Origin of the sequence: Actinomadura citrea, assembly GCF_013409045.1 — a bacterium.
In the GTDB taxonomy this organism is placed as follows: Bacteria; Actinomycetota; Actinomycetes; order Streptosporangiales; family Streptosporangiaceae; genus Spirillospora; species Spirillospora citrea.
This window is the reverse complement of record NZ_JACCBT010000001.1, coordinates 537,103-559,808: the sequence shown is the minus strand read 5'-3', so window position 1 is coordinate 559,808 and position 22,706 is coordinate 537,103. Positions and strand designations below refer to the sequence as shown.

The window sequence follows — 22,706 nt, the reverse complement described above, 5'->3', positions numbered from 1 at the left end:
CATGGCCGCGATGCCCAGTCGCGGTGCGGAGCGGCTTCTCGGTGTCGCCGGTTCCCCGCACCTCCTTCTCGTCGAGGACGATCCCGGCGACGCGTTCCTGTTCGAGGAGCTGCTGACCGAGGCGCAACCCGGCCTGCGGATCACCGTCGCGGCCACGCTCACCGAGGCCCTCGCCGCGCTGCGGTCCGACATCCAGTGCGTCATCGTCGACCTGTCCCTCCCGGACGCGCAGGGCCTCGACGCCCTCCACCAGGTGCGCGAGCACGCCCCGACCACCGCCGTCCTCGTGCTGACCGGCCTCGCCGACGCCCACGTCGGCGTCGCGGCCGTCGCCGCCGGCGCCCAGGACTACCTCGTCAAGCAGGACGCCGACGGCGCGCTGCTCACCCGGGCGATCAGCTACGCGATCGAGCGCAAGCGCGCCGACGAGTCCGAGCGGCAACTCGTCGAGGCGCGGGCCCTCAGCAGGGAGAACGCCCGGCTGGAGCGCGGCCTGCTGCCCGTGCCGATCCTGCACGACACGACGCTGCGGCACCACACCCGCTACCGGCCTGGACGCGACCGCGCGCTGCTCGGCGGCGACTTCCACGACACAGTGGAGACCGCCGACGGCGCGGTGCACGCCGTGATCGGCGACGTGAGCGGGCACGGCGCGGACGAGGCGTCCCTCGGCGTCCGGCTCCGCATGGCATGGCGGACGCTCGTCCTCGCCGGGCACACGGGCTCGCGCCTCCTCGACACCCTCGACGCCGTACTGCAGCACGAGCGGTGGAGCGACGAGATCTTCACGACCGTCTGCATGGTGACGATCGCGCCCGACCGGCGCACCGCCCGGGTGCACCGGGCCGGGCATCCGTGCCCGCTGTTCTTCTCCCCCGGCGGCGTGGAGCCCCTTCCGGACGAGCCGCGGGGCCCGGCGCTCGGGCTGCTCCCGGGCGCCCGATGGCCCGCCGCCGACCTGGAGCTCGGCGACGAGTGGGGGCTGCTGCTCTACACCGACGGGCTGATCGAGGGGTCCGCCGGCGAGGACGGCGGGCACCTCGACGTGGCCGGCCTGCTGCGACTCGCCGAGGCCGCGCACGAGGAGGGGAGGCAGGGCGACGTGCTCGTCGACGGGCTCATCACGGAGGCCGAACGGCTGAACGGGGACGTCCTGGCCGACGACCTCGCTCTGCTGATGCTGAGCCGCGGGGACGACCGGTGACCGCCGCCACGCCCGCCGAGACCGGCGAGGAGCCGCGGGCCGCCGGACCGGGCGCCGTGCTGCCCGGCGCGCAGATCCCCGAGGGTCGGGGGATGGGCCGGGTCCGGCTCGTCCAGATCTACCGGATCGGCTCCGCCGTCCTCGGCGCCCTTCTGCTGGCCACGTTCGTGCAGGCCGGCATGGCGCTGTACGGCAACGAGCAGGCCCGCGACGTCCTGATCGAGCGCGTCGACCCGGCGACGCTGGAGCAGTTCCGGCTCTCCACCGCCGTGACCGGCCAGGACACCGCCATCCGCGCGTACGCCGAGGAGGGCGGGCGCGAGCACGTCGAGCAGTACCGGGCCGCCGTGCGCCAGGAGGCGGCGTCCGCCGCCCGCATGCGCCGCCTCCTCGCCGGGGTTCCCGGGCACGAGGAGGTCGACCGGCTCCTCGCCAGGGCGACCGCCGACTCGCGCGCCTGGCGGGCGGGGTTCGCCGACCGGGTCGCGGCCGGGCCCGGCGGTCAGGGCATCGACCGCGGTGAGAGCCGGCTGGCGAGCCGGCTGCTCGTGCAGGCGCGCGGCGACATGACGCCGCTCCAGACCGGCATCACCGCGCTGCACGACCGGGCCGCCGCGAAGCTGAACTCCCGCGCGAGGACCGCCCAGTGGTCCACGTTCGCCGCGCTCGCCATGGTCGTCGCCGCCGCGCTGCTGCTCGCCCTGCTGTTCCGCCGGACCGTCCTGACGCCGGTGTCGACCCTGACCGGACGCGTCCGCGCCGTCTCCGAGGGCGACTTCGGGCACCGCCTCGACGTCCCCGGCCCGGCGGAGATCAACGAGCTGGCGGTGATCATCGACGCGATGCGCGCCCGGATCATCGAGGAGTGGCGCACCAGCGAGGACAAGTCCCGCCGGCTCGACGAGCAGACCGAGGAGCTGCGCCGCTCCAACGGCGAACTGGAGCAGTTCGCCTACGTCGCGAGCCACGACCTGCAGGAACCGCTGCGCAAGGTCGCCAGCTTCTGCCAGATGCTCGAACGCCGGTACGGGGACCAGCTCGACGAGCGCGGGCGGCAGTACATCGCGTTCGCCGTGGACGGCGCCAAGCGCATGCAGGCCCTGATCAACGACCTGCTGAGCTTCTCCCGCGTCGGCCGGCTGTCGCGCCCCGAGGACTCCGTCGACCTGGACGAGGTCGTCCGGCAGGCGCTGGACAACCTCTCCACGCTGCGCGAGGAGACCGGCGCCGAGGTGGACGTGGCGGAGCTGCCCGACGTGCCCGGCGACCGCACCCAGCTGGTCCAGCTGTTCCAGAACCTCGTCGGCAACGCGATCAAGTTCCGCCGGGAGGGCGTGCCGCCGCGCGTCACCATCGACGTCCGCCGCACCGGGGACGAGTGGGAGTTCGGCTGCGCCGACAACGGCATCGGCATCGACCCCCGCTACGCCGACCGGATCTTCCTCATCTTCCAGCGGCTGCACTCGCGCGAGGAGTACACCGGCACGGGGATCGGCCTGGCGCTGTGCAAGAAGATCGTCGAGTACCACGGCGGCCGCATCTGGCTCGCCGCCGACGAGCACGCCGAGCCGGACACGGTCACCCCCGGGACCACGTTCCGGTGGACGCTGCCGGCACAGCCGTCGACCGGCACTGAAGACGGTGCCGGAGAGGGCACCGGAGATCCGGACGACTGAGCACCCCGGGTGAGCTGGTCCGGAGCCCGGCGAGGGCATCCTGATCCCCGCCCCCACCACCGCGCCCATGTCCCCCGACCCGGGCGAGGACGGGCTGTTCGGCTTCGGCGTTCGCCGGATCGACGGCTGCGTCGGCAGGATCGTCAGGCGTCCTCACCGGCCGCGTCGGCCTTGCCGGCGTCCGGGTCCCGTCCCGTCCAGTCGACGCACACGACCACGGCGTCGTCGGCCGGCTCGGTGCCCTCGTGAAATTCGACGTAGTGGCGGACCATGGTGCGGACGGCCTCGGGCGGATCCTGCAGCCGGGTGGCGCGCATCGCCTGGGGCAGCCCGGCGTCCCCGTACATGACCCCGGCGGGCGACCGGGCGGCGTGCACCCCGTCGCTGACGATGACCAGGCGGTCGCCCGGCTCGACGGCGAACTCCTGGGGCACGTAGCGGGTGTCGCCGAACATCCCGAGCGGCATCTGCGCCACGAAACCGATCTGCTCCGTCGCGCCGCCCCGCATCCGGCTGATCCTCGGTGAGCCCGCGTCGATGGCCCGGACCCGCCCGTCGGCGAGGTCGAACTCCAGCAGCAGCGCGTCCACGAGCCGCTCGCCCCGGTGCCGTCCGAACACCGCCTCGTCGGCGAGCTCGGCCTGCTCGACGATGTCGCCGCCGGACCGGCGCGCGTTGCGCAGGGCACTGATCGCCAGATGGGTGAGCTCCGCCGACTCGGTGCCCGACCCCATCCCGTTGCTGACGGTCAGCGTGAACCGCTCGCCGGACGTGGCCCAGTCGAACGCGTCGCCCCACACCGCGTACGCGGGCTCCAGCTGGCCCGCGAAACCGAGCTCGGGCGCCTGGTAGGCGGGCGCGGGCAGCAGATCCCACTGCATCTCGGCGGCCAGGGTCAGCCGCGTGCGCCGTCGCAGGCGCCGGTACCGGTCGGTGGCCTGGTCGGCGATCTTGAGGGCGCGGGCGAGCACGCCCGCGAAGTCGTCCAGCCAGGGCGGTCCGCCGTCCGGAAGCCGCACCGACAGGATCCCGATCCGCTCCCCCTTCACGGTCAGCGGCAGGTGGGTGAGCCCGTCCCCGTCCTCCCGGACGACCCGCTGCGACGCGAACGCCCGGCCGGGCGGGGTGTTGTCCACGGGGACGTCGTCACCGGCGGCGAGCGTCCGGACGAGGTACGCCTGCCGGTAGTCGATCATCAGGACCTCGGTGTCCGCACCGCCGGCGTGCCGGCCGAGGATGGCGGCCGCGACGGCGATCACCTCGTTCGGCGGGGCCGCCCAGATCGCCTTCCTGGCGGCCTCGAACGGCCCGTTCTCCCCAGGTGCACCGTGCATCTCGATCCTCGCCTCGTCGCGCACGGTCCCGGCGGCCGGCGGACCCGCAGGTCCCGGGATGCCGTGGGCGACGTCGTGTGTAACAGTGGAGGGCATGGTGGCCACGTCGGGTGAGGACGCCGCGGAATCCGCGGCTGCGCTCGATGATGCGGCCTCCACCCTGTTGAACGTGTGGTCGCGCGCCCACAATGCCCCGGATGTCCCTATTCCGTCCACGCAACTGCGTGCGCTGTTCGTCCTGGAGCGGGGGCCCGTCAACATCAGCAGCCTGGCGGGCGAACTCGGCGCGCTGGTCTCGTCGGCGAGCCGGCTGTGCGACCGGCTGGAGGCCGCCGGGCTGCTGACGCGCGACCCGGGGCGCGACCGGCGCCAGGTCACCGTCCGGCTGAGCGCCGACGGTCAGGCGCTCCTCGACCGGCTCCGGCTGCGGCGGCGCGAGGACCTCACCCGCGTGCTGGCCGAGATGCCGGCCGCCGCGCAGGCCGCGCTGCTGTGGGGGCTCGCCGAGTTCCACGAGGCGGCCACCCGTCCCGGCGACGACGGCGGGTCCCTCTCCATGCTCGCGTGAACCGTCCATTGAATCCGTTTTCCCCGAAAAGTCGTGACGCTCCGCAAAGTGTCTTCTAAATAGAGCATTATCTACATTTACGGCGGCGGCCTCCGGAGCGTTTTCGCCATTCTCGATACGGCCGCCCTCACCACTACTAACATCCCCGCTCATGGCGACCATACGTGCCCCTCGGCATTCCCTGCGTGCCGCCACCGCGGGCGGGATCACCGCTGCCCTGCTCCTTTCCGCCGCCGGCTGCGGCGGCTCCTCCTCCGGGCACGGCGCGGCGTCGGCCGGAACCAGGGGCGGGGCCAAGGGCGGAAACGCCGCGCCCGCCAAGGTCCCCGAGGCCACGACCTTCACGACCGTCACCGGCGCGCCGGCGGACACCACGCCCGACGGCGCCACCGACGGCCTCGTCGTGCACCCGACCAGCCCGGCGCCGGTGTTCGACCGTCCGGCCGGCCACCGCTTCGCCACCCTTCCGACCACCGAACTCGACGGCCCCACGTGGGTGCCCGTCGTGGAGACCTCCGGCGACTGGCGGAGAGTGCTCCTGCCGAGCCGTCCCAACGGGGCGACCGGTTGGGTTCCCGGCACCGCGCTGAAGACCGCGCGCACGCCCTACACCGTCCGCGTCGACCTCACCCGCAGGCGGCTCGTCCTGGAGAGGTCCGCGCGCCCGGTGGGACGCTGGCCGGTCGCGGTCGGCGACGTCCGGACCCCGACGCCGACCGGCCGGACGTTCGTCATGGCGACGCTCGCCCCGGCCAAGAAGACGCCCAGTCCCATCGTCCTGCCGCTCGGTACCCACTCGGCGACCCTCGACACCTTCGGCGGCGGTCCCGGCACCGTCGCACTCCACGGCTGGCCCGACACCTCGGTGTTCGGCAAGGCCGTCACGCACGGCTGCGTGCGCGTGCCCGCGGACGCGCTGAAGGCGCTGTCCCGGGTGCCGCTCGGTTCCCTGGTGTTCATCTCGGCCTGACCGGCCGGCACCACTCCCAGCTCACACCAGAATCGGAGTACGTTCATGCGTCACATCCATGCCGCCAGACGTTTCGCCACGGCCGGGCTGCTGGCCACCGGCCTCGCCGCGGCCGCCGCCCCGGCGCCGGCGCTCGCCGCCGCCCCCGGGAGCGAGGGCTCGGCGTACGGTCTGACCGTGACCGGGCCGCTCGCCGTCCCGCCGGTGCCCGCCGTCTCCTCCAGCACCGGCCGGGTCAGCAAGAGCCTGCTCCGCGAGGACCGCACCAAGCTGGTCAAGGCGTCCGCGCTGGACGTCGACGCCTCCGCCGCCCGCGCCCGCTCGGCCGTCACGCACCTGTCCGTCCCGTCCGCCAAACTGCTGGCCGACGCGGTCACCGCCAAGTGCACAGCCGGGAAGGGCGGCGCCCACCTCGCCCGCGCCACGCTCGCCGGTAAGCGTCTGGACTCCACCCCGCCGCCGAACACCACCGTCCCCGTCGACGTGGACGGCCTCGGCCGGACGGCCCTGGTCCTCAACAAGCAGCAGCGCATGGCCGACGGCCGCCTCGCCGTCACCGCCATGGAGCTGGCCCTGCCCGGCAAGAAGGGCGCCATCCGGGTCGCGTCCGCCACCTGCGGCAAGGCCGCCGGCCCCGCGCACGGCCCCGCCGAGGCGCCCGCGCCGACCCCGGTCGAGCACGACCTGCCGGTCACCGGCTGACCGCTCCCGAGAGCCGCGGCCCGGCGGGCACCCGCCCGCCGGGCCGTTCCATGCCGTCAGCTCGCCAGCGACTTCTCGAAGTGCACGATCGACCCGTTCCGGTGAGCGCGCCCGGCGATCTGAACCCCCTCCGTGAAAGCCCGCATCAACCGAAGCCCCCGCCCGTGCTCGGCCAGCGGCGGCGCCTCCACGCGCTCCCACGCCGCGGCCCCGTCCGCCCCGTCCACCGTGCCCCCGTCGATGACGTCCACGACGCACCGCGCGCCGTCCATCCGCGCCCGGACCTCGTACTCCATTCCGGCCGCGGCATGCTGAATGACGTTCGCGCACGCCTCGCCCAGGGCGAGCGCGATATCGGCACGGATCTCGGAACCCACTCCGAGCCCGCGGAGAGAGGCGTCGAGCGTGTGCCGCACCAGCGGAGCGCTCTCTGCGTTCCTCGGCAGGGTCATTTCAAGAACGACCTCCATGCCAATCGCCTCCGTTCCCTCTAGCACACAGATTTCCCAGCGCTAACCGAGAGAAACTTTTTTGTGCTTATTGCAGCGCTCTCCTCCGGCCGGCGCATGGGTGTCGCGGGCCCGGTCACCGGGGTGGAAACATCACCGTGGAGGGTGCGCCCCTCCTCACGGGGCTTACTCGTCCACGTCGCCTGCCAGGTGGCGGGCGGCCGCGGCCTGGTTCTCGTCCAGGCCCTGGTAGTCGCTGCGACGGTTCTGTTCGGCCTGGTCGTCTATCCACTTGCCGTGCGCTTCCCAGGCGGCCTGCTTGCTGACGCCCATCGCGCCCCCGATCTGGGCCCAGGAGGCGCCCGCGCGGCGGGCCGAGCGGACGGCGAGTTGCCGTCCGTAGACCGCCTTCCTCGCGATCACCTCCCCCAGCGCGAGGAGTTCGAGGACCTCCTCGCGCCGGAGCGGCGGTTCCCCTACGGCGTCCCGGACCCACAACTCGTCGTACCGGGCCGCCGCAGTCGTCAGCGTGACGTCTCGCTCGATCCCATCTGGAGTGACCATGATGCGAGTGTGTTCGTCAAGTGGTCTTGACGTCAAGCATCCTTGACTACTTTTCCAGGGCGCGTGCCTGCTCCACCCATCCGGTGAACAGGTCGGCGTCGACGTCGTCCAGGTCGCGCAGCTTCACACCGGCCATCTGCCTGGACATGGACTCCAGGCGGACGGAGCCGCCCTCGATCAACTGGCCCTTCCAGAAGCCGAACGTCACATGCTTGGAGTACGCCTTGAGGAAGCAGACCGGCTTCTGTCCCGGCTTGTCCCCGAGGCTCCAGGTCGGCTGGCCGTGCCACAGCGCGGGCTCGATCTCGGGCATCGCCTCGCCGACCACCGCGAGCGCCTTCTCCAGGACGTCCCGCAGCCCCTGCGGCACGTCCGCCACGTACTGCTGAACATTCGCGTGCTTACCCATGTCGATCCCCTCTCGTCACGAACGCGTCGCTCGGCGGACGGGCGGATCGACAATCGGGAGAGATTTCTTGCCTGTGGCGTGGGTCACTTGACCCTGCGGAGGCGCCGGGCAGACTGGGGCCGTGGTCAAGTCGCTGCGTCCCCAGAACTACAACGAGGTCCTGTACGTCGGGCACTTCTTCCGCAAGGGCGTGCCCGTGCTCATGGACCTGACGGACCTTCCGGACGGCGACGCCAAACGCCTCGTCGACTTCGCCACCGGCCTGGTCTTCGGCCGCGGCGGCGCCCTCGACCGCGTCGACCGAAAACTCTTCCTCCTCCAGCCCTGAGAGCCGGATGCGCGCGGGGGCGGTCGATCCGCCCGCGTCGAGGTCGCGGTCGGCGTGATGGGGTTCATGTGCGCGAATTCCGTTCCGCGCTTCCCTGATTCTGTCGGGCGACGACACTATTCTGCCCCGCATGCCCCAGAACGAGAATCTTCTCGTCATTCCTGATGATTGGCGTGCCGCACTCCATCCACGTCGCGGTGGGACGCACGGACCTTCGCTCGAACTCGACACCGGCGCCGTCTACGCCGTCCAGCAGTGGGTGAAGGAGACGCGCGACGAGATCGACCACCTGCTCGACGACCCGCAGAGCCTCGGAGACCTGGTCGGGCCCGCCCGCGCGCACCTGCGGGGCGAGGCGAACCCTCAGGGCGCCGCCGTGATCGCGGCCGGCCTCGCCGCGGAGTGGCCGTTCAGGGACGACTACGCCTACGGCGAGGAGCCGTTCGCCACCTTCGCGGACGCGTGGATCGCCGAGCACGGCCTGGTGTTCGCCGCCACGGCCACGGTCGAACTCAGCGGCGTCTTCGTCGACGGCTACGCCTGGGAGGAGCGGGAGGACGGGCGCCATTTCAGGCTCCGCCGTCTGGACGAGCAGGACCCCGGTTACAACCGCGGTCTGGATTGCCTCGAACTGGTCGCGGCTCGGGTTCGCGGCTTTCTCGCGGCCGCCGACGAGTCGGAGTACCGGCAGGCGGTCGACGCGCTGGGCGAGCGCCGCCGTGACGGCATGCGGCGCCTGGCCGCCGCGTACCTGGTGCCGACGCAGACCGCGTGGGTCGACGAACTCTGCGCCTCCCTGCCCCGGTTGCAGCCGCATACCTGGATGATGGTGCTGCGCACGATGGGGTCGGCCGACCATCTCGCCACACTGCTCACCGGGGAGAGCGGGTGGTACTGGCTCAACGGCAGACCGGGCGTGCTCCCCACGGCCGTCGAGGGCGTCGGTCCCGCGCTGGCCCCGACGCTGGCCACCGTCGCCGAGGAGGAGACCGAGACCGGCCGCGACCCCTACGAGTTGCTGCGGGCACTCGGTGTGCTGGCCACGGACGAGGCATTCCGGCTTCTGGTGGACCGCCTCGACCGGCCGCACGCGCACAAGGCCGTGATCGAGACGGCGCGCCACTTTCCCCGGCGGGCGCTGCGGCTGCTCGGCGAGGCGGCCGCGTCGGGGCCGTCGCCGATCTCCTCCTACGCCGTCCGGCTGCTACGCGACCATGTGGCGGCCGGCCCCGACCTCGTCGCCGCTGTTCTGCCGCGGCTGTCCGCGCCGGCCCGCGCAGTCGTCGAGTCGATCGACGAGTCGGCCGCCCGCTGGGCGCCGGAGGCCGCGGCGGAGTCCCTGCCGAGGCTGCTGGTCGAGCCACCGTGGACACGGGAGCGTCCCCAGTTCAAGCGGGTGGCCGTCAGGGGCCTCGAACCGCTGACCGCCAGGAAGCCGGAGTCGGAGGGGCGGGCGGAGATCCGTGCCCTCATTCCCGCCGCGCTGGGAAAGACCGGCCCGCAGCGTTTCAAGGCGGAGGCGGCTCTTCGGCGCATCGCCGGGGCCGAAGGCGACGAAGGAATCCTCGAAGTGGCCGGTGAGTACGGCGCCAAGGCCGCGAAGGCCGCCAAGGCGCTGCTCGCCGCAGACCCCTTGGACGACCTTCCGGCGGAGATGCCGCGGCGGCCGGTCTGGCAGGACCCCTACCTCCTCCCCCAAGTGCTCCTTCGGGAGAACGGCCGGGCTCTTCCCGCCCACGCGGTCGACCACATCGTCACCATGCTCTCCATCTCCAAGCCGGACAAGCCGTACGCGGGCATCGACGTCGTCAGGGAGATCTGCACCCCCGCCTCCCTCGCCGCACTGGCCTGGCGGCTGTTCGAGTTGTCGGGCCTGCGCGAGCAGAGTTACGCCGCAGATGACTGCTCCTGGGTGCTGACGGCCCTGGGGCTGTTCGGCGACGACGAGACGGTGCGCAGGTTCACGCCGGTGATCCAGGCCTGGCCGGGCGACGGCGGCCACAGCAAGGCGGTCAAGGGCCTGGACGTCCTGCTCGCGATCGGCGGCGACGTGGCACTGATGCACCTCCACGACACGGCCACCAAGGTCAGGTACAAGGGCCTCAGAGGGAAGGCGCAGGAGCGGATCGACGTCCTGGCCGAGGATCTCGGGTTGAGCCCCGATCAGCTCGGCGACCGGCTCGTTCCCGACTTCGGGCTGGACGAGCGGGGCGAGATGTTCCTCGACTACGGCCCGCGCGGCTTCACCGCGGGCTTCGACGAGCGGCTCCGGCCGTACGTCGTCGACGACACCGGTCAGCGTCGCGCCGCCCTGCCCAAGCCGGGCGTCCGCGACCACCAGGAGCTGGCCCCGGCCGCCCACCAGCGGTTCGCCGCCCTGAAGAAGGACGTCCGGACCGTGGCGGACGAGCGGCTCCGGCGCTTCGAGCGAGCCATGATCGTGCAGCACCGGTGGAGCGTCCAGGAGTTCCGGACCCTCATCGTCGATCATCCACTGGTGCGCCACATCGCCCGGCGGCTGGTGTGGATCACTGAGGAGGGCCGCGCGTTCCGCCTCGCCGAGGACAGGTCGTTCGCCGACCTCCACGACGACGAACTGACTCTGGCCGAGACGGCCCGGGTGGGGGTGGCCCACCCGCTCCACCTGTCCCGCGACCTGGAGGCGTGGGCCGAGGTGTTCGACGCCTACGAGATCAACCAGCCCTTCCCGCAACTGGGCCGTCCCACGTACGCGCTGACCGAGGAGGAGCGCGCGGGCACCGAACTGGGACGCTTCCACGACGTCACGGTGCCGGTCGGCAGGCTGGTCGGCATGGAGAGGCGCGGATGGCGGCGGGGCAGCGCCGAGGACAACGGCATCCAGGTCAGCGTTCTCCGGGAACTGCCCGGCGGCCGAGCCCTCGTCATCAGCGTCGATCCGGGCATCGTCGTCGGTGACATCGGCCACTGGCCCGAACAGCGAATCGACCGCGTCCGGCTCGACCAGGACGCCGACCTCGGTCGGCGGGCCGGGCCCCGGCCCCTGCGGTTCTCCGAACTGGACGCGATCACCGCCTCCGAAGTCCTCGCCGACCTCGCCGAACTGACGGCCACCTGATCGCCGGGACGGCCTGGACCCGCCCGATCGGGCGACCGGACGTGGGCGGGTGAGGCCGGTTCTTCCTAGCCGAATTGTTTGAGGATGCGTTTGGCGGTGCTCTGGATGTGGACTTCGTCCGGGCCGTCGTAGATGCGGGCCTCGCGGGCGTGGCGGTACATGCGGGAGAGGGGGGTGTCGTCGGTGAGGCCGGCGGCGCCGTGGGTCTGGATGGCGCGGTCGATGACGTTGTGCAGCATGCGGGCGCCGACGACCTTGATGGCGCCGATCTCGATGCGGGCCTGGTCGCCCGCGTCGATCTGCTCGGCGGCCTGGAGGGTGAGCATGCGGGCGGCCTGGATCTCGGTGTAGGAGTCGAAGACGTGCTGCTGCATCAGCTGCTTCGCCGAGAGGGGCTCGCCGAACGCGACGCGGGAGCCCAGGCGTGCGCACATCAGCTCGAAGGCGCGCTGGGCCTGGCCCAGCCAGCGCATGCAGTGGAAGATGCGGCCGGGCCCGAGGCGCTCCTGCGCGATGACGAAGCCGTGGCCGCGCGGTCCGAGGAGGTTGTCCGCGGGGACCCGGACGTCGTTGTAGGCGACCTCGTAGTGGCCGCCGTTCAGGCCGAGGACGGGCGTCTCCCGGACGATCTCGTAGCCGGGCGTGTCCGTCGGGACGATGATCATGCTGAACGAGCGGTGCGGGGACGCGCCCTCGGGCTCCGTCCGGCACATGACCGTGGTGTAGGCGGCCTCGCCGGCGCCGGTGGTGAACCACTTCCGGCCGCTGATGACCCAGTGGTCGCCGTCCAGGACGGCCTTCGTCTGGAGCTGGGTGGGGTCGGAGCCGGCGTAGGCGGGCTCGGTCATCGCGAAGCTGGGGGAGACCTCGCCGGCGACCATCGGGGCGAGGTAGCGGTCGCGCCACCGGGGGCTCGCGTACTTGTGCAGCATGAGCGAGTCCTGGAGGGTGAACGTGCCGAGGGCGAGCTGCCCCCACTCGCTGCGTCCCTGCACCTCGTTGATGTAGACGTAGTCGAGGAACGGCATGCCGCCGCCGCCCAGTTCGGCGGGGTGGCCGAGTGCCCAGAGTCCCTCGTCCTTCGCCTCCTGGCGCAGTTTCAGCAGTTTCTCGCGGTCGCCCGCGTTCAGGGCGGGCTCGGCCGGTTCGACGCGTTCGGTCATGAAGGCGTGGACGGCGTCGCGGACGTCCCGGACACGATCGGGCACGGGGAACAGCATCAGCCCTCCCCGGTGAGGTCGGCGGAGATGTCGCGATCGCCGTACCCCTCGGGCGCCGCGACCTCGACGATCGGTTCGGGACGGTCGTCGAACTCCAGCCGCAGGGCCCGGGACATCGTCGCGTGCATGTCGTACATGCAGGTGATGTAGGTGAGCTGGAGGATCTCCTTGTCGGGGAGGTGCTTCCGCAGCACCTCGAAGACGGCGTCGGGGACGCGGCCGCCGTCCAGGACGAGGCAGTCGGTGTAGGCGAGGACGGCGCGTTCGAGGGGCGCGTAGCAGTCGGCCGTCTGCCAGTGCGGGATGGACTCGATCTTCTCTTCGGGCATGCCGAGGGCCCGCATCTGCTTGCAGTGCTGGGAGAAGACGAACTGGCTGCCGCGCGCCCACCCGGCCCGGCACTGGCCGAGCTCGCGCAGGACGGGGTCGAGGTCGGCGCCCCGGTACAGGGCGAAGCCTCGGACGGCGTGCCGGAACACGTCCGGGGACTGGGCGAACACCGTCCACCAGTCGCCCGGCGAGCCGGTCGCGGTGCCGTGGTCGACGGCCGGGTCGCGGTCGGGCGCGAACAGGTGGTCGTAGAAGAAGAGGATCTGCTCGTCGGTGACTTCGGCGCGGGGGACCTCACGCAGTCGCGGCATGCCTGTCCTTCCCGGCGGTCCGGTCGGCGGCGGTCTTCGGTTCGTGGGAGACGTCGGACGCCTCGAACGTGCGCGTCCAGCAGGCGAATTCGAGGAGGATCCCGTCCGGGTCCTGGAAGTAGAACGACCGGACGAAGACGCCGTCGTGCACCTCGCCGGAGACGCCCAGCGGGCTGTCGTCGTGGTTGAGGACGGGGCTTACGGTGACGCCCTTGTCCTTGAGCCGCCGCCGGTACTCGTCGAACTTGTCGGTCGGGACGTGGAACGCGACGTGGTTCATCGATCCGACGGCGCTGAGCAGTTCGCCCTGCTCGGGCCGCCCCTTGGGAGCGGAGACCCCGGGGACGCCGTCCGGCGCGTCCGGGAACCAGAAGAACGCCACGCAGTCGCCGCCGCCGCAGTCGAAGAAGAAGTGCTGCCCCATGCCGCCCGGCAGGTCGATGGTCTTGATCAGGGGCATGCCGAGGACGCCGGAGTAGAAGTCGACCGTGCGTCTCATGTCCGACGACACCAGCGCCAGATGGTTGATGCCGCCGAGTTCGAACTCGGTGTTCATGGAACCTCCTTGCGGCGGGAGTGCGCCACGGAAGTTGACTTGACAGTCATATCAACTTGCCTGATGCTCGAATATCGTTCCCGGGTTGTCAACCCCCGGCGGGAGGAACCACGGCGATGCGCAGCGGCGACGATCCCGGCGGCCGGCCGCTCACCGAGCGCGGCGCCCGGACCAGGGAGCGCCTGCTCGCCGCCGCACGCGAGGTCTTCGAGGAGCGCGGCTTCCTGGAGACCCGGGTCGCGCACATCACCCGGCACGCGGGCGTCGCCTACGGCTCCTTCTACACCTACTTCCCCACCAAGGAAGCGGTGTTCCTGGAGGTCGCCGACCGGCTGTTCGAGGAGATGACCGACCACGCGCTGGTGCCGTCCGCGGGGCCGGGCCCCGCCGACCGCGTCCGCCGCGCCAACCGCGCCTACTACGAGGCCTACCTGCGCAACGCCCGAATGATGGCGATCATCGAGCAGGTCGCCACGTTCAACGAGGAGTTCCAGGAGCTGCGGCGCAAGCATCGGGCCTCCTCGGTGGGACGGTCCGCGCGGGTGATCGCGCGCTGGCAGCGGGAGGGGCTCGTCCCGTCCGACCTCGACGCGGAGACGGCGGCGGGCGCCCTCGCCACGATGGTCGACCACTCCCTGTACCTGTGGATCGTCCAGGGCAGCGATCCGCAGGGCGCCGAACGCCTCCTGGAGACCCTGGACACCCTCAGCGTCCGCGCCCTCGGCCTTCCCGACTAGGAGAGCCATGGAACCGACCCGCGACCTCGCCGCCTCGCTGGCGGACCGGCTCGGCGCCCGGGTCACCGGGCTGCGCCGGCTGTCCGGCGGCGCCAGCCGGGAGACCTGGTCCTTCGACGCGGACGGCCGTCCGCTCGTCCTGCGCCGCGACCCGCCCGGCTCCCTCGATCCCACCGCGATGGGCCGCGAGGCCGGCCTGCTCGCCTCCGCCGCGGCGGCCGGCGTCCCGGTCCCGGGTCTGGCCGATCACGGCGACGACCTGGACGGCGCCCCCTACATGATCATGGAAAGGCTGTCCGGGGAGACGATCCCGCGGCGGCTGCTGCGCGACGAGCGCTTCGCGGGCGTCCGTCCTGGCCTGGCGCGTGAGCTGGGCGGCATCCTGGCCCGGCTGCACACGATGTCGCCCGTCCCGGGGCTGCCCGGCGACGACGCCCTGGCCGCGCTCACCGAGCACTACGCGGCGTTCGAGGCCCGTCCGGCCGTGGAACTGGCGCTGCGCTGGCTGGACGGGCATCGCCCGGCGCCCGGCGCCCGGACGGTCGTCCACGGCGACTTCCGCAACGGCAACCTGATGATCTCCCCCGGCGGCGTGACCGGCGTCCTGGACTGGGAGCTCACCCACCTCGGCGACCCGGCCGAAGACCTCGGCTGGCTCTGCGTGAAGGCGTGGCGGTTCGGCTCCCCGCACCCCGTCGGCGGCTTCGGTACGCGTGAGGACCTCCTCGCCGGCTATGCCGCCGCCGGGGGCACGCCGCCCACGCTCGAAGAGCTGCACTGGTGGGAGGTCTACGGCACCCTCCGCTGGACGATCCTGTGCCGCCACCAGGCCGAGCGTTTCCTCAGCGGTTCCGACCCTTCGATCGAGTACGCCGTCCTGGGCCGGAAGGTCTGCGAGCAGGAACACGATCTGCTCCTGGCCCTGGGATTGACGGAGCCGGCGACCGTGCGGGATCCGCTGGAAGGTGCGGTCACGCCGGACAACGCCCCGCACGACCGGCCGGACGCGCACGCTCTCATCGACGCCGTGGGTGCGTTCCTCGCGGAGGCCGAACAGCCCGACGACCGCCTCCGCTTCCATGCCCGCGTCGCCGCGTCCGCCCTCCGTATGGCCCGCAGGGAACTCCTTCTAGGCGACGCCCACGGAATCGCCCACCAGAACCGGCTGAAGCCCCTGGGATGCGCGACCGACGCCGATCTGGCGGAGGCCGTCCGCACGGGTGCCCTCGACGACCGGATGGACGAGGTCGTGGCCGCGGTCCGAGCCTCGGTGACCGACAAACTGACGGTCGCGAACCCCCGCCACCTCTCCCGCCCCGGCGGCTGACGCCGCCTGACGGGAATCGCCGGACCCGCTCACGGGGCCTCGACGGCAGAGATCACGTACCTCAGCACCTCGGCGTCGCGGATGCGCGCCGCCTGCTCGGGCCCGGGGCCGTCGCCGCGGAAGCGTTCGACGTCCTCGCCGGACTCCCAGCGCTCGTACACGTTGATCCGGTCCGGTTCCAGCATGTCGGCGGACAGCGCGAAATCGAGGCAGCCCGGCGCGGACCGCGCCGTTTCGACGACCTTCCGGCAGCCGGCCAGATAGGCGTCCCGGGCCTCGGCGTCCACGTACAGCCTTCCCGCAATGATGATCATTTGGGCCTCGCCGTCCACTCGGTGCCGGCGGCCGGGTCATGCGCGAGCGTCCTCGGCATCCCCTGCCGCACCCTGGTCACCAGTACGGACACGGCCGGCGCGAAGAAGTCATCGCCGGTGCGGCGACTTTCCGCAGCCGGGGCCTGTGCCCCGAGCGGCCTGGGAACGGCGGCGAGCCACCGGCCCGGGAGGACCGGTGGCTCGCGCTCAGGGCGACGCGGACCCGTTCAGCAGTACTTCGAGGAACCCGTCCGACCCCACGAGCACTTGTCCGCCACCCGGCCATCGGCGTACAGGAGGTACGCGGTGTCACCGGTGTTGTTCCACACGTACCACTTCCGGCCCCAGTAGCGGTGCGCCGCGCTGTTGGAGCCCCTGCCGGTGTGAAGGTAAACCGACTTGCGGCCCTTCAAGGTGAAGGAACCGAAGGTGTACGTGTACCCGGTCTTGTCGCGGACCTTGACCCCCTTCAAGCTCCTGGACGACTTCGACGTGTTGAACAGCTGCACCCATTCGCCGTTCAGCGACGCGTTCGACCCCTTGTCGCTCCCGGGCGAGTCGTAGTACACCCGGTAGATCTGAACGGCGCTCGCGGCCTCCGCCGGCGTCGCCACCAGCACCCCGCCCGCCACCGCGACGGCGGCGGCCCCCGTAACGAGAAGCTTCCTCACCCCTGGGCACCCCTTCGATCGACGAATCCCTAGATGTACCGGTATTCGCCGACCCGTGGGGGGTTATGGCCGTGTCCGGGCCGGAGGCCAACCGCAGGCCCCGACCGCGCGTCCCACTTACCGCGTTGTCCCAGGTAGTCCGGGGAAACACGGGGTTCTCAGACCTCCTCGGGATCGCGGCCGACCGCGTGCCGCCCGCCGTCCACGGGGACCACGGCGCCGTTGACGAAGCTCGCCTCGTCCGAGAGCAGATACGCGACGGCGGCGGCCACCTCGTCCGGCCGCCCGACCCGCCCGACCGGGTGGAGCAGGCGCATCTCGTTCTCGATGCGCGCGGCCTCCCCGGGCTCCTGCCGCCGGAGGAAGTCCTCGTACCGCGCGGTGGTGATCGACCCGAGCGCGACGACGTTCGTCCGGATACCGTGCGGCCCGTAGTCGACGGCCAGTGCGCGGCTCAGCCCCTCCACCGCCGCCTTCGCCGTGGCATAGGGCAGCGAACCGCGCACCGGCCGCTGCGCCTGATGCGACGACACGTTGACGATGGCGCCGCCCGCCCCCGCGTCCAGAAAGCGCCGGACGGCGGTCACCGACCCCACCACCGCCGGGTCGAAGTTCAGCGCCACGAGTCGGAGCAGCTCCTGCGGGGACGGATCGACGACGTCCCGGAACACCGCCGCGTTGTTGACCCACCCGGCGAGCGTCCCCGCGTCCTGCGCCGCGTCCGCGGCCCGCTCCGCGACCTTCTCGTCCGCCGCGCTCCCCACGACCGCCGTCACGTCCGCCCGCTCCCGAGCCCAGTCGACCGCCGCCGCGTCCACCTCGATGACGACGACATGCCCGCCGTCCGCCGCCAGCCGCTCCACGATCGCCCGCCCGACGCCGCGCCCGCCACCGGTCACCACATAAGCCCGACCCACGCCGCCCCCTCCCCTGGACCCATCTCCATGATCGCCCGCCCCCGGCGCGACGACCACACCCGGCGTCCGGCTCCCGGGCGCCCTGGGCGGCGGCGTCGGCGCGGCCACTTCGGACGTTTCCGCTGATGCGGCCCGCAACCCGCACTCTCCGCGATAGGTTCGCTACGTTCCGGAATGGATCGCGACAAACCGGAGGGGCCATGCACGCCCGGGACTCACTGGACCCGTCACGCTCGATGTGGCATTTCATCGCGGTTCATCTGCGCCGCCACCGCGAGGCGAACGGCATGTCGGGGCAGGCCCTCGGCGACGTCCTCGACTGCGACCGCTCGACCGTCTCCCGGTACGAGTCCGCGACGCTTCACCTGAAGCCGTCCCACGCCGAGACCGTCGACCGCCTCTGGAACACCGGTGGGATGTTCACGGACCTGGTCGGCTTCGCCGGCGCGGCGGACGAGGGCGACTGGCTCTCGTCCCTCGCCGGGTTCGAGCGGCGCGCGTCCCGGATCCGCATGTGGGAGCCCACGGTGATCCCCGGCCTGCTCCAGACCCCGGACTACGCCAGGGCGGCGCTCACGGCCGGGCCGGCGAACGACCTGGACGCCGACCTGGAACGACGGATGGCACGCAGGTCCGCCGTCTTCGACAGGGAGACGCCTCCCCGGATGACCGCGTTCGTGAGCTGGGCCGCCCTGGCGCAACTGGTCGGCTCGCGCGAGATCATGCGCGACCAGATCACCCACCTCCTGGCGCTCGGCGAGCTGCCGCAGGTCAGCATCCGCGTGGTCGAGAACCAGGCGGGAGCCCACCCGGGCCTCGACGGACCGATCACGGTCCTCACGGTGGACGACCGCGATCTCGCCTATGACGAGGCGACGACGCGGGGGCGGTTCCTGATGGATCCGCTCGCCGTCCAGGAAGTGGTCGTGAAGTACGACTCGATCAGTGACATCGCCACTCCGATCGGCCCTTCCAGGCTCCTTCTGGAAGCCGAATCGGAGCGATGGGCATGACCTCTTGGCGCAGGTCGAGCCGCAGCGGCACCAGCGGGCAGTCCAACTGTGTCGAGGTCGGCCGACTGTCCGGCGATATCGTGATCCGCGACAGCAAGAACCCGGCCGGCTTCCGGTTCAGGCTCTCGGCGGACGACTTCCGCCGGCTCGCCGCCGATATCAGGCGCGGAACCTACGACGCACCCTGATGCGCCGTTACCATTCGGCCGCCATGGCGGTTCTCGTTCGGCCCGCCATAAGCCGTACCGGAGCAATATTCACGAACTCATGGCGCAAGTCAAGCCACAGCGGTACTGGAGAACAGTTCGACGGTGCCGAGATCGCACGGCTCCCCCAGCCATCGTGTTCGTGACCGCGGGGGCCCGCCCGCTCGACAGTTCGCACCATTGGTGAGGGATTTTCGGCACCCGGCCGCCCGGATCAAGGACGTAGCCCGCGACCTGCACCGACTCGCGTCGTCGCCCAGAAAAGGTCCCGCTGGCGGGACCTTTTTCGGATGTGCCTTAAACCGCGCCACGGCAGTATCCCGGATCGAATGGCACAAGTCGAGTCGCGGCGGGACCGGCGGGACCGGCGACGCCGTCCACCTGTGGCCGCCCATAAGAGCATTTCGAAAGACGCGCCCATCTGCGATACGTGTTGAGATGAGGAAGGTCTCCGTCATCTCATGGAAGGTGATCGCCGGTGGCGAACGTACTGGAAGAACGCGGCGGGCTGCGGTCGGTGGTGCATTTGCTCAACACGCGTCACCACCGCGCGGCCCTGAACATCTACGCATTCATCGTCATCGCCCACTGGGCCGAGCACATCGTCCAGGCCATCCAGATCTGGGTGCTCGGCTGGCCGGTCCCCGAGGCGCGCGGAGTGCTGGGCGTGCCGTTCCCGTGGCTGGTCACCTCGGAGTGGATGCACTACGGCTACGCGCTGATCATGCTGATCGGGCTCTTCCTGCTGCTGCCCGGGTTCACCGGACGGGCCCGCACCTGGTGGGCGGTCTCCCTCGGCATCCAGGTCTGGCACCACTTCGAGCACCTGCTGCTGCTGGTGCAGGCGATGTCCGACTCCAACATCGCGGGACGTCCCGCGCCCACGAGCATCATCCAGCTGCTGGTGCCGCGCGTGGAGCTGCACCTGTTCTACAACACGCTCGTCACCATCCCCATGGTGGTGGCGATGTACCTGCACAACAGGCCGAACGCGGCCGAGCGCGAAGCCATGCGCTGCTCGTGCGCCGCACCGCTCCGGCGCAGGCCCGTCCCCGAAGCGGCGTGACGGCCGGTGACGCTCGAAAGGCCGCGGACCGCGCCGCCCCGGCGCCCGCGGGGCGTCTCGCCGTTCGGAGTGCTCATGGCGGTGTTCGGGCTGGGTCTGATGCTCCTGGTGATCCCCAACGCCGGGCCCGTGCTGCGCGCGTCGCAGACCGGGAAGGGAACGCCCGGCGTCTTCACCGCGCGCGAGCGGAGCTGCATCCGGCATCCCGGTCATGAGGCGTGCACGCTGCGCGGGGCCTTCCGCTCCGACGACGGCTCGGTGGAACGTCCCACCGTGGCCCTGTACGGCAGCGGCAAGGGCCTGCGCGAGGGGGGCGGCGCCCGCGCCCGGGACGTCGGCCGCTCGGGGACCGTGTACCTGCGGGACGCGTCCCACGAGTGGATCATGAATGTGCTGCTGCTGGCGGCCGGCGGCCTGCTGATCTTCGTGGGCCTGCGCCGGCTGCCGGCGCGCCGCGGGCGGGAGGCCGGATCACCGGTGGCGGACGAGTGAGCCGAGGGCGGCCTCTCGCGGCAGGCGACCGGCGCCGGGCGTCAGGCGGGTGAGGACTCGCAGAGTTCGACGATCCGCTCGCAGGCTTCGGTGATGTCGGTGATCGGGAGGCCGCCCGACTCTCCGGAACCGGTGCGCCAGCGGAACCTGGCCGCCTCGCACCAGACGGTCAGGCCGCGGCCGTCGGTGAGGGCGGTCCCGCCCGTGCCCTCCTCGGCCTCGAAGTGGCCGAGGCCCCGCTGGACGAGCATGGCCTGGAGGTCCTTGGTCGCGTAGGGGCCCTCGACCCTCCACACGTGGCGGCGGCGGACGGTGTGCGGGAGCGGCAGGGCGAACCAGGTCGCCTTGCCGCGGGCCGCCGGCGTCCGCAGCCGCGACCGGGACGGGTGGTGGCCCCAACGGCCCTGCGTCAGGAGCTCGACGATCGTCAGGCCGCGGCCGTGGTCGGACCGGCCGGGGGCGGTGCCGCGGGGACACCAGTCCCTGCGCGTGTCGAAGGCCTTGACGACCAGTTCGTCGCGGCCATGGCCGTCGCCGCGCTGGTAGACCCAGAGTTCGGCGCCCGAAGGGCCGTCGGCGGACGGCGCGTGTTGCAGGACGTTCGTGGCGAGCTCGCTGACCATGAGCTTGATGTCGTGGACGTCCTGGACGGACAGGCCGAGCGCCGGGAGCAGGGCCGTGACATGGGAGCGGGCGACACGGGCGATGGAGTCGTCCGCGGGCAGGGGCAGCGCCGCGCAGCCGCCGTCCTCCAGCCTCCAGGGGATCTCGCACATCGTCGCGGTCTTCGTCATGGCGCCCACCCTCGGGGTTGCGGAGAGATCGCATTCAGACAATCGCGACATGTGCCTTTTTCTTCGCGAGTCGCTATGTGTGAATCACAGATCTAGCGTCGCACACCTTCCGCCGCCCGGCCCGCGTCATGAAAAGAAAGTTGCATCTACGAGTGAGACGTTCACTCAGACGCCCAAATGTCCCTATACCACGCTTCACTCTCGCGTCCCCTGCGCGTACCGGCGGTACCGGGACGCGCCACCCCGCGCGCTGTAGCGTGGTCGGCGCCTGAGAGAGGGCAACGCACATGAAAGATCCCCCAGGGGTGCAGCCCTGGGGGATCCGCGTGCGGCCCGGTCTCAGCGGTCGTACCGGCCCGCCCGCACATCGTCGAGGAACGCGGCGAACACGGACCGGGAGACGACGTGCGCCCCGGCCTCCGGTGTCCTGCTGTCGCGCAGCGCCGCGGCCGTGTCGAGATCGGCGACCTCGACACAGCCCCCGTTGCTGCTGGCGCTGGCGGTCGCCTTGACCCACCGTGCCTGGGAGAGGTCCATGTCGGTGCTACTCCAGAGTTGAGATCACTTTCCTCAGATGCTCCGCGGTGTCGGCGGGACTGAGCGCCGCCTGGCGGATCTGCTCGAAGATCTCGTCATAGGCCTCCACGTCGTCGGGGATGTCGATCTCCTGGACGTCCGCGTCGTTCTCCAGGAAGACCATGGGCGGCTCGCCGCCGGGGAACCGGAAGATGTTGACCAGCGTGGACATGCCCGGGTGCATCCCGTCGGCGAGGCGCAGCAGTCTCAGCTCCACGTTCGGACGCTCGGACATGGCGAGCAGGTGGGCGAACTGGGTGCGCCGATCGCCCGGATCGCCCCACTCGTACAGCAGGGACGCCTCGGTGATGACCGCGGTCAGCTCCGGCGCCGTCCCGTCCCCGCGGTCGAGGATCTGCTGTCGCCGCAGCCGCGCCCGCATCGCGCGCTCCCGCCACTCCGGCGTCCTCGTCCCGACCGACAGCAGCGCCTGCATGTACGGCAGGGTCTGCAAGAGCCCCGGCAGGACCAGCGGCATGACCACCCGGATGCTCGACGCGTCGCTCTCGAAGCCCGGGAACTCGTTGCCGAACACCTCGGGGTAGTCACGCCACCAGGCCCGCCGCCGGGCGCGGCCCGCCAGTTCCTCCAGCTCGCCGAGATCGCTGCCCTCGTAGATGCGCGCGAGGTCGCGGATATCGCTGAGCTCGGGCCGCACCCAGTTGTTGGCCTCGAACCGGCCGACCTTCCCCCGCCCCCAGTTCAGCCGGTCGCAGACCTGGTTGGCCGTGTATCCGGCCTCGACGCGCAGCTCCTTCAAGCGGCGTGCCAGCCCCCGCTTGGCGATGGTGGCCCCGTAAGCGTCGCTCACCGGCGCCACCTCCCTCGACCTACGGCCGGCATCAGCATACGCCTTCCGAATTTGTGAATCACAG

General features: G+C 71.6%; 26 protein-coding genes. 13 read left to right on the top strand and 13 right to left on the bottom strand.

What is annotated here, in order from left to right:
* Nucleotide 1: 1 nt before the first annotated feature.
* Both BJ999_RS02795 and BJ999_RS02790 read left to right on the top strand, forming a co-directional pair.
* Nucleotides 2-1,204, top strand: coding sequence for a PP2C family protein-serine/threonine phosphatase (locus BJ999_RS02795; protein WP_229810192.1), 1,203 nt, complete (start codon nt 2-4; stop codon nt 1,202-1,204).
* Nucleotides 1,201-2,880: a sensor histidine kinase gene (locus BJ999_RS02790; RefSeq protein WP_229810191.1), complete on the top strand. Its 1,680-nt coding sequence runs from the start codon at nt 1,201-1,203 to the stop codon at nt 2,878-2,880. Before BJ999_RS02795 ends, BJ999_RS02790 begins: the two co-directional genes overlap by 4 nt.
* Nucleotides 2,881-3,023: 143 nt before the next feature.
* On the opposite strand, the gene BJ999_RS02785 is transcribed toward BJ999_RS02790, so the two are convergent.
* Nucleotides 3,024-4,214, bottom strand: a complete 1,191-nt coding sequence (locus BJ999_RS02785; RefSeq protein ID WP_179831802.1) for a PP2C family protein-serine/threonine phosphatase — start codon at nt 4,212-4,214, stop codon at nt 3,024-3,026.
* 94 nt (nt 4,215-4,308) lie between these two features.
* Between BJ999_RS02785 and BJ999_RS02780 the strand changes: the two genes are divergently transcribed.
* The 3 genes from BJ999_RS02780 (at nt 4,309) to BJ999_RS02770 (ending at nt 6,454) form a co-directional block, all read left to right on the top strand.
* A complete protein-coding gene (locus BJ999_RS02780) occupies nt 4,309-4,782 on the top strand; it encodes a MarR family winged helix-turn-helix transcriptional regulator (RefSeq protein ID WP_179831801.1) in 474 nt (157 codons plus the stop codon).
* Between the two features lie 151 nt (nt 4,783-4,933).
* Nucleotides 4,934-5,752 carry a L,D-transpeptidase gene (locus BJ999_RS02775; RefSeq protein WP_179831800.1) on the top strand — a complete coding sequence of 273 codons (819 nt, stop codon included), beginning with the start codon at nt 4,934-4,936 and terminating at the stop codon, nt 5,750-5,752.
* A 45-nt stretch (nt 5,753-5,797) separates the two neighbouring features.
* Nucleotides 5,798-6,454, top strand: coding sequence for a choice-of-anchor P family protein (locus BJ999_RS02770; RefSeq protein ID WP_179831799.1), 657 nt, complete (start codon nt 5,798-5,800; stop codon nt 6,452-6,454).
* A 56-nt stretch (nt 6,455-6,510) separates the two neighbouring features.
* On the opposite strand, the gene BJ999_RS02765 is transcribed toward BJ999_RS02770, so the two are convergent.
* From BJ999_RS02765 to BJ999_RS02755, 3 genes are all read right to left on the bottom strand, one after another.
* A complete protein-coding gene (locus BJ999_RS02765) occupies nt 6,511-6,906 on the bottom strand; it encodes an ATP-binding protein (protein ID WP_229810190.1) in 396 nt (131 codons plus the stop codon).
* Between the two features lie 183 nt (nt 6,907-7,089).
* Nucleotides 7,090-7,467 (bottom strand): hypothetical protein, encoded by a 378-nt coding sequence (locus BJ999_RS02760; RefSeq protein WP_179831797.1) that lies wholly within the window; start codon nt 7,465-7,467, stop codon nt 7,090-7,092.
* Nucleotides 7,468-7,513: 46 nt separating this feature from the next.
* Nucleotides 7,514-7,876 carry a DUF1801 domain-containing protein gene (locus BJ999_RS02755; protein ID WP_179831796.1) on the bottom strand — a complete coding sequence of 121 codons (363 nt, stop codon included), beginning with the start codon at nt 7,874-7,876 and terminating at the stop codon, nt 7,514-7,516.
* Nucleotides 7,877-7,997: 121 nt separating this feature from the next.
* On the opposite strand from BJ999_RS02755, the gene sepF reads away from it, so the two are divergent.
* Together sepF and BJ999_RS02745 are read left to right on the top strand one after the other, a co-directional pair.
* A complete protein-coding gene (gene sepF / locus BJ999_RS02750; protein WP_179831795.1) occupies nt 7,998-8,204 on the top strand; it encodes a cell division protein SepF in 207 nt (68 codons plus the stop codon).
* Between the two features lie 130 nt (nt 8,205-8,334).
* Nucleotides 8,335-11,301 carry a DUF4132 domain-containing protein gene (locus tag BJ999_RS02745; RefSeq protein ID WP_179831794.1) on the top strand — a complete coding sequence of 989 codons (2,967 nt, stop codon included), beginning with the start codon at nt 8,335-8,337 and terminating at the stop codon, nt 11,299-11,301.
* A gap of 65 nt (nt 11,302-11,366) precedes the next feature.
* Here BJ999_RS02745 and BJ999_RS02740 read toward each other — a convergent pair whose 3' ends face one another.
* Genes BJ999_RS02740 through BJ999_RS02730 form a run of 3 tightly spaced genes read right to left on the bottom strand, consistent with a single transcriptional unit; the run spans nt 11,367 to nt 13,718 of the window.
* Nucleotides 11,367-12,521: an acyl-CoA dehydrogenase family protein gene (locus BJ999_RS02740; RefSeq protein WP_179831793.1), complete on the bottom strand. Its 1,155-nt coding sequence runs from the start codon at nt 12,519-12,521 to the stop codon at nt 11,367-11,369.
* Complete coding sequence (locus BJ999_RS02735) at nt 12,521-13,162, bottom strand: carboxymuconolactone decarboxylase family protein (protein WP_179831792.1); 642 nt, start codon at nt 13,160-13,162, stop codon at nt 12,521-12,523. Before BJ999_RS02735 ends, BJ999_RS02740 begins: the two co-directional genes overlap by 1 nt.
* Complete coding sequence (locus BJ999_RS02730; protein WP_179831791.1) at nt 13,146-13,718, bottom strand: VOC family protein; 573 nt, start codon at nt 13,716-13,718, stop codon at nt 13,146-13,148. The genes BJ999_RS02735 and BJ999_RS02730 overlap by 17 nt, the downstream gene beginning before the upstream one ends.
* A gap of 116 nt (nt 13,719-13,834) precedes the next feature.
* Here BJ999_RS02730 and BJ999_RS02725 point away from each other — a divergent pair, with 116 nt between their 5' ends.
* Both BJ999_RS02725 and BJ999_RS02720 read left to right on the top strand, forming a co-directional pair.
* Nucleotides 13,835-14,455, top strand: coding sequence for a TetR/AcrR family transcriptional regulator (locus BJ999_RS02725; protein WP_179831790.1), 621 nt, complete (start codon nt 13,835-13,837; stop codon nt 14,453-14,455).
* Between the two features lie 7 nt (nt 14,456-14,462).
* Nucleotides 14,463-15,782 carry a phosphotransferase family protein gene (locus BJ999_RS02720; protein ID WP_179831789.1) on the top strand — a complete coding sequence of 440 codons (1,320 nt, stop codon included), beginning with the start codon at nt 14,463-14,465 and terminating at the stop codon, nt 15,780-15,782.
* Between the two features lie 29 nt (nt 15,783-15,811).
* Here BJ999_RS02720 and BJ999_RS02715 read toward each other — a convergent pair whose 3' ends face one another.
* From BJ999_RS02715 to BJ999_RS02705, 3 genes are all read right to left on the bottom strand, one after another.
* Nucleotides 15,812-16,096: a putative quinol monooxygenase gene (locus tag BJ999_RS02715; protein ID WP_179831788.1), complete on the bottom strand. Its 285-nt coding sequence runs from the start codon at nt 16,094-16,096 to the stop codon at nt 15,812-15,814.
* 227 nt (nt 16,097-16,323) lie between these two features.
* Nucleotides 16,324-16,767 carry a lamin tail domain-containing protein gene (locus BJ999_RS02710; protein WP_229810189.1) on the bottom strand — a complete coding sequence of 148 codons (444 nt, stop codon included), beginning with the start codon at nt 16,765-16,767 and terminating at the stop codon, nt 16,324-16,326.
* Nucleotides 16,768-16,925: 158 nt separating this feature from the next.
* Nucleotides 16,926-17,684, bottom strand: a complete 759-nt coding sequence (locus BJ999_RS02705; protein ID WP_179831787.1) for an SDR family NAD(P)-dependent oxidoreductase — start codon at nt 17,682-17,684, stop codon at nt 16,926-16,928.
* A 200-nt stretch (nt 17,685-17,884) separates the two neighbouring features.
* On the opposite strand from BJ999_RS02705, the gene BJ999_RS02700 reads away from it, so the two are divergent.
* From BJ999_RS02700 to BJ999_RS02685, 4 genes are all read left to right on the top strand, one after another.
* Nucleotides 17,885-18,697 (top strand): helix-turn-helix domain-containing protein, encoded by an 813-nt coding sequence (locus tag BJ999_RS02700; protein WP_179831786.1) that lies wholly within the window; start codon nt 17,885-17,887, stop codon nt 18,695-18,697.
* Nucleotides 18,688-18,885, top strand: a complete 198-nt coding sequence (locus BJ999_RS02695; RefSeq protein WP_179831785.1) for a DUF397 domain-containing protein — start codon at nt 18,688-18,690, stop codon at nt 18,883-18,885. The genes BJ999_RS02700 and BJ999_RS02695 overlap by 10 nt, the downstream gene beginning before the upstream one ends.
* Before the next feature lie 496 nt (nt 18,886-19,381).
* Nucleotides 19,382-19,969 carry a hypothetical protein gene (locus BJ999_RS02690; protein WP_179831784.1) on the top strand — a complete coding sequence of 196 codons (588 nt, stop codon included), beginning with the start codon at nt 19,382-19,384 and terminating at the stop codon, nt 19,967-19,969.
* Between the two features lie 6 nt (nt 19,970-19,975).
* Nucleotides 19,976-20,461: a hypothetical protein gene (locus BJ999_RS02685; RefSeq protein ID WP_179831783.1), complete on the top strand. Its 486-nt coding sequence runs from the start codon at nt 19,976-19,978 to the stop codon at nt 20,459-20,461.
* Nucleotides 20,462-20,502: 41 nt separating this feature from the next.
* On the opposite strand, the gene BJ999_RS02680 is transcribed toward BJ999_RS02685, so the two are convergent.
* The 3 genes from BJ999_RS02680 to BJ999_RS02670 form a co-directional block, all read right to left on the bottom strand.
* Nucleotides 20,503-21,255, bottom strand: a complete 753-nt coding sequence (locus BJ999_RS02680) for an ATP-binding protein (protein WP_179831782.1) — start codon at nt 21,253-21,255, stop codon at nt 20,503-20,505.
* 339 nt (nt 21,256-21,594) lie between these two features.
* Nucleotides 21,595-21,792 carry a DUF397 domain-containing protein gene (locus tag BJ999_RS02675; protein ID WP_179831781.1) on the bottom strand — a complete coding sequence of 66 codons (198 nt, stop codon included), beginning with the start codon at nt 21,790-21,792 and terminating at the stop codon, nt 21,595-21,597.
* A gap of 7 nt (nt 21,793-21,799) precedes the next feature.
* Nucleotides 21,800-22,642 (bottom strand): helix-turn-helix domain-containing protein, encoded by an 843-nt coding sequence (locus BJ999_RS02670; protein ID WP_179831780.1) that lies wholly within the window; start codon nt 22,640-22,642, stop codon nt 21,800-21,802.
* Nucleotides 22,643-22,706 lie beyond the last annotated feature (64 nt).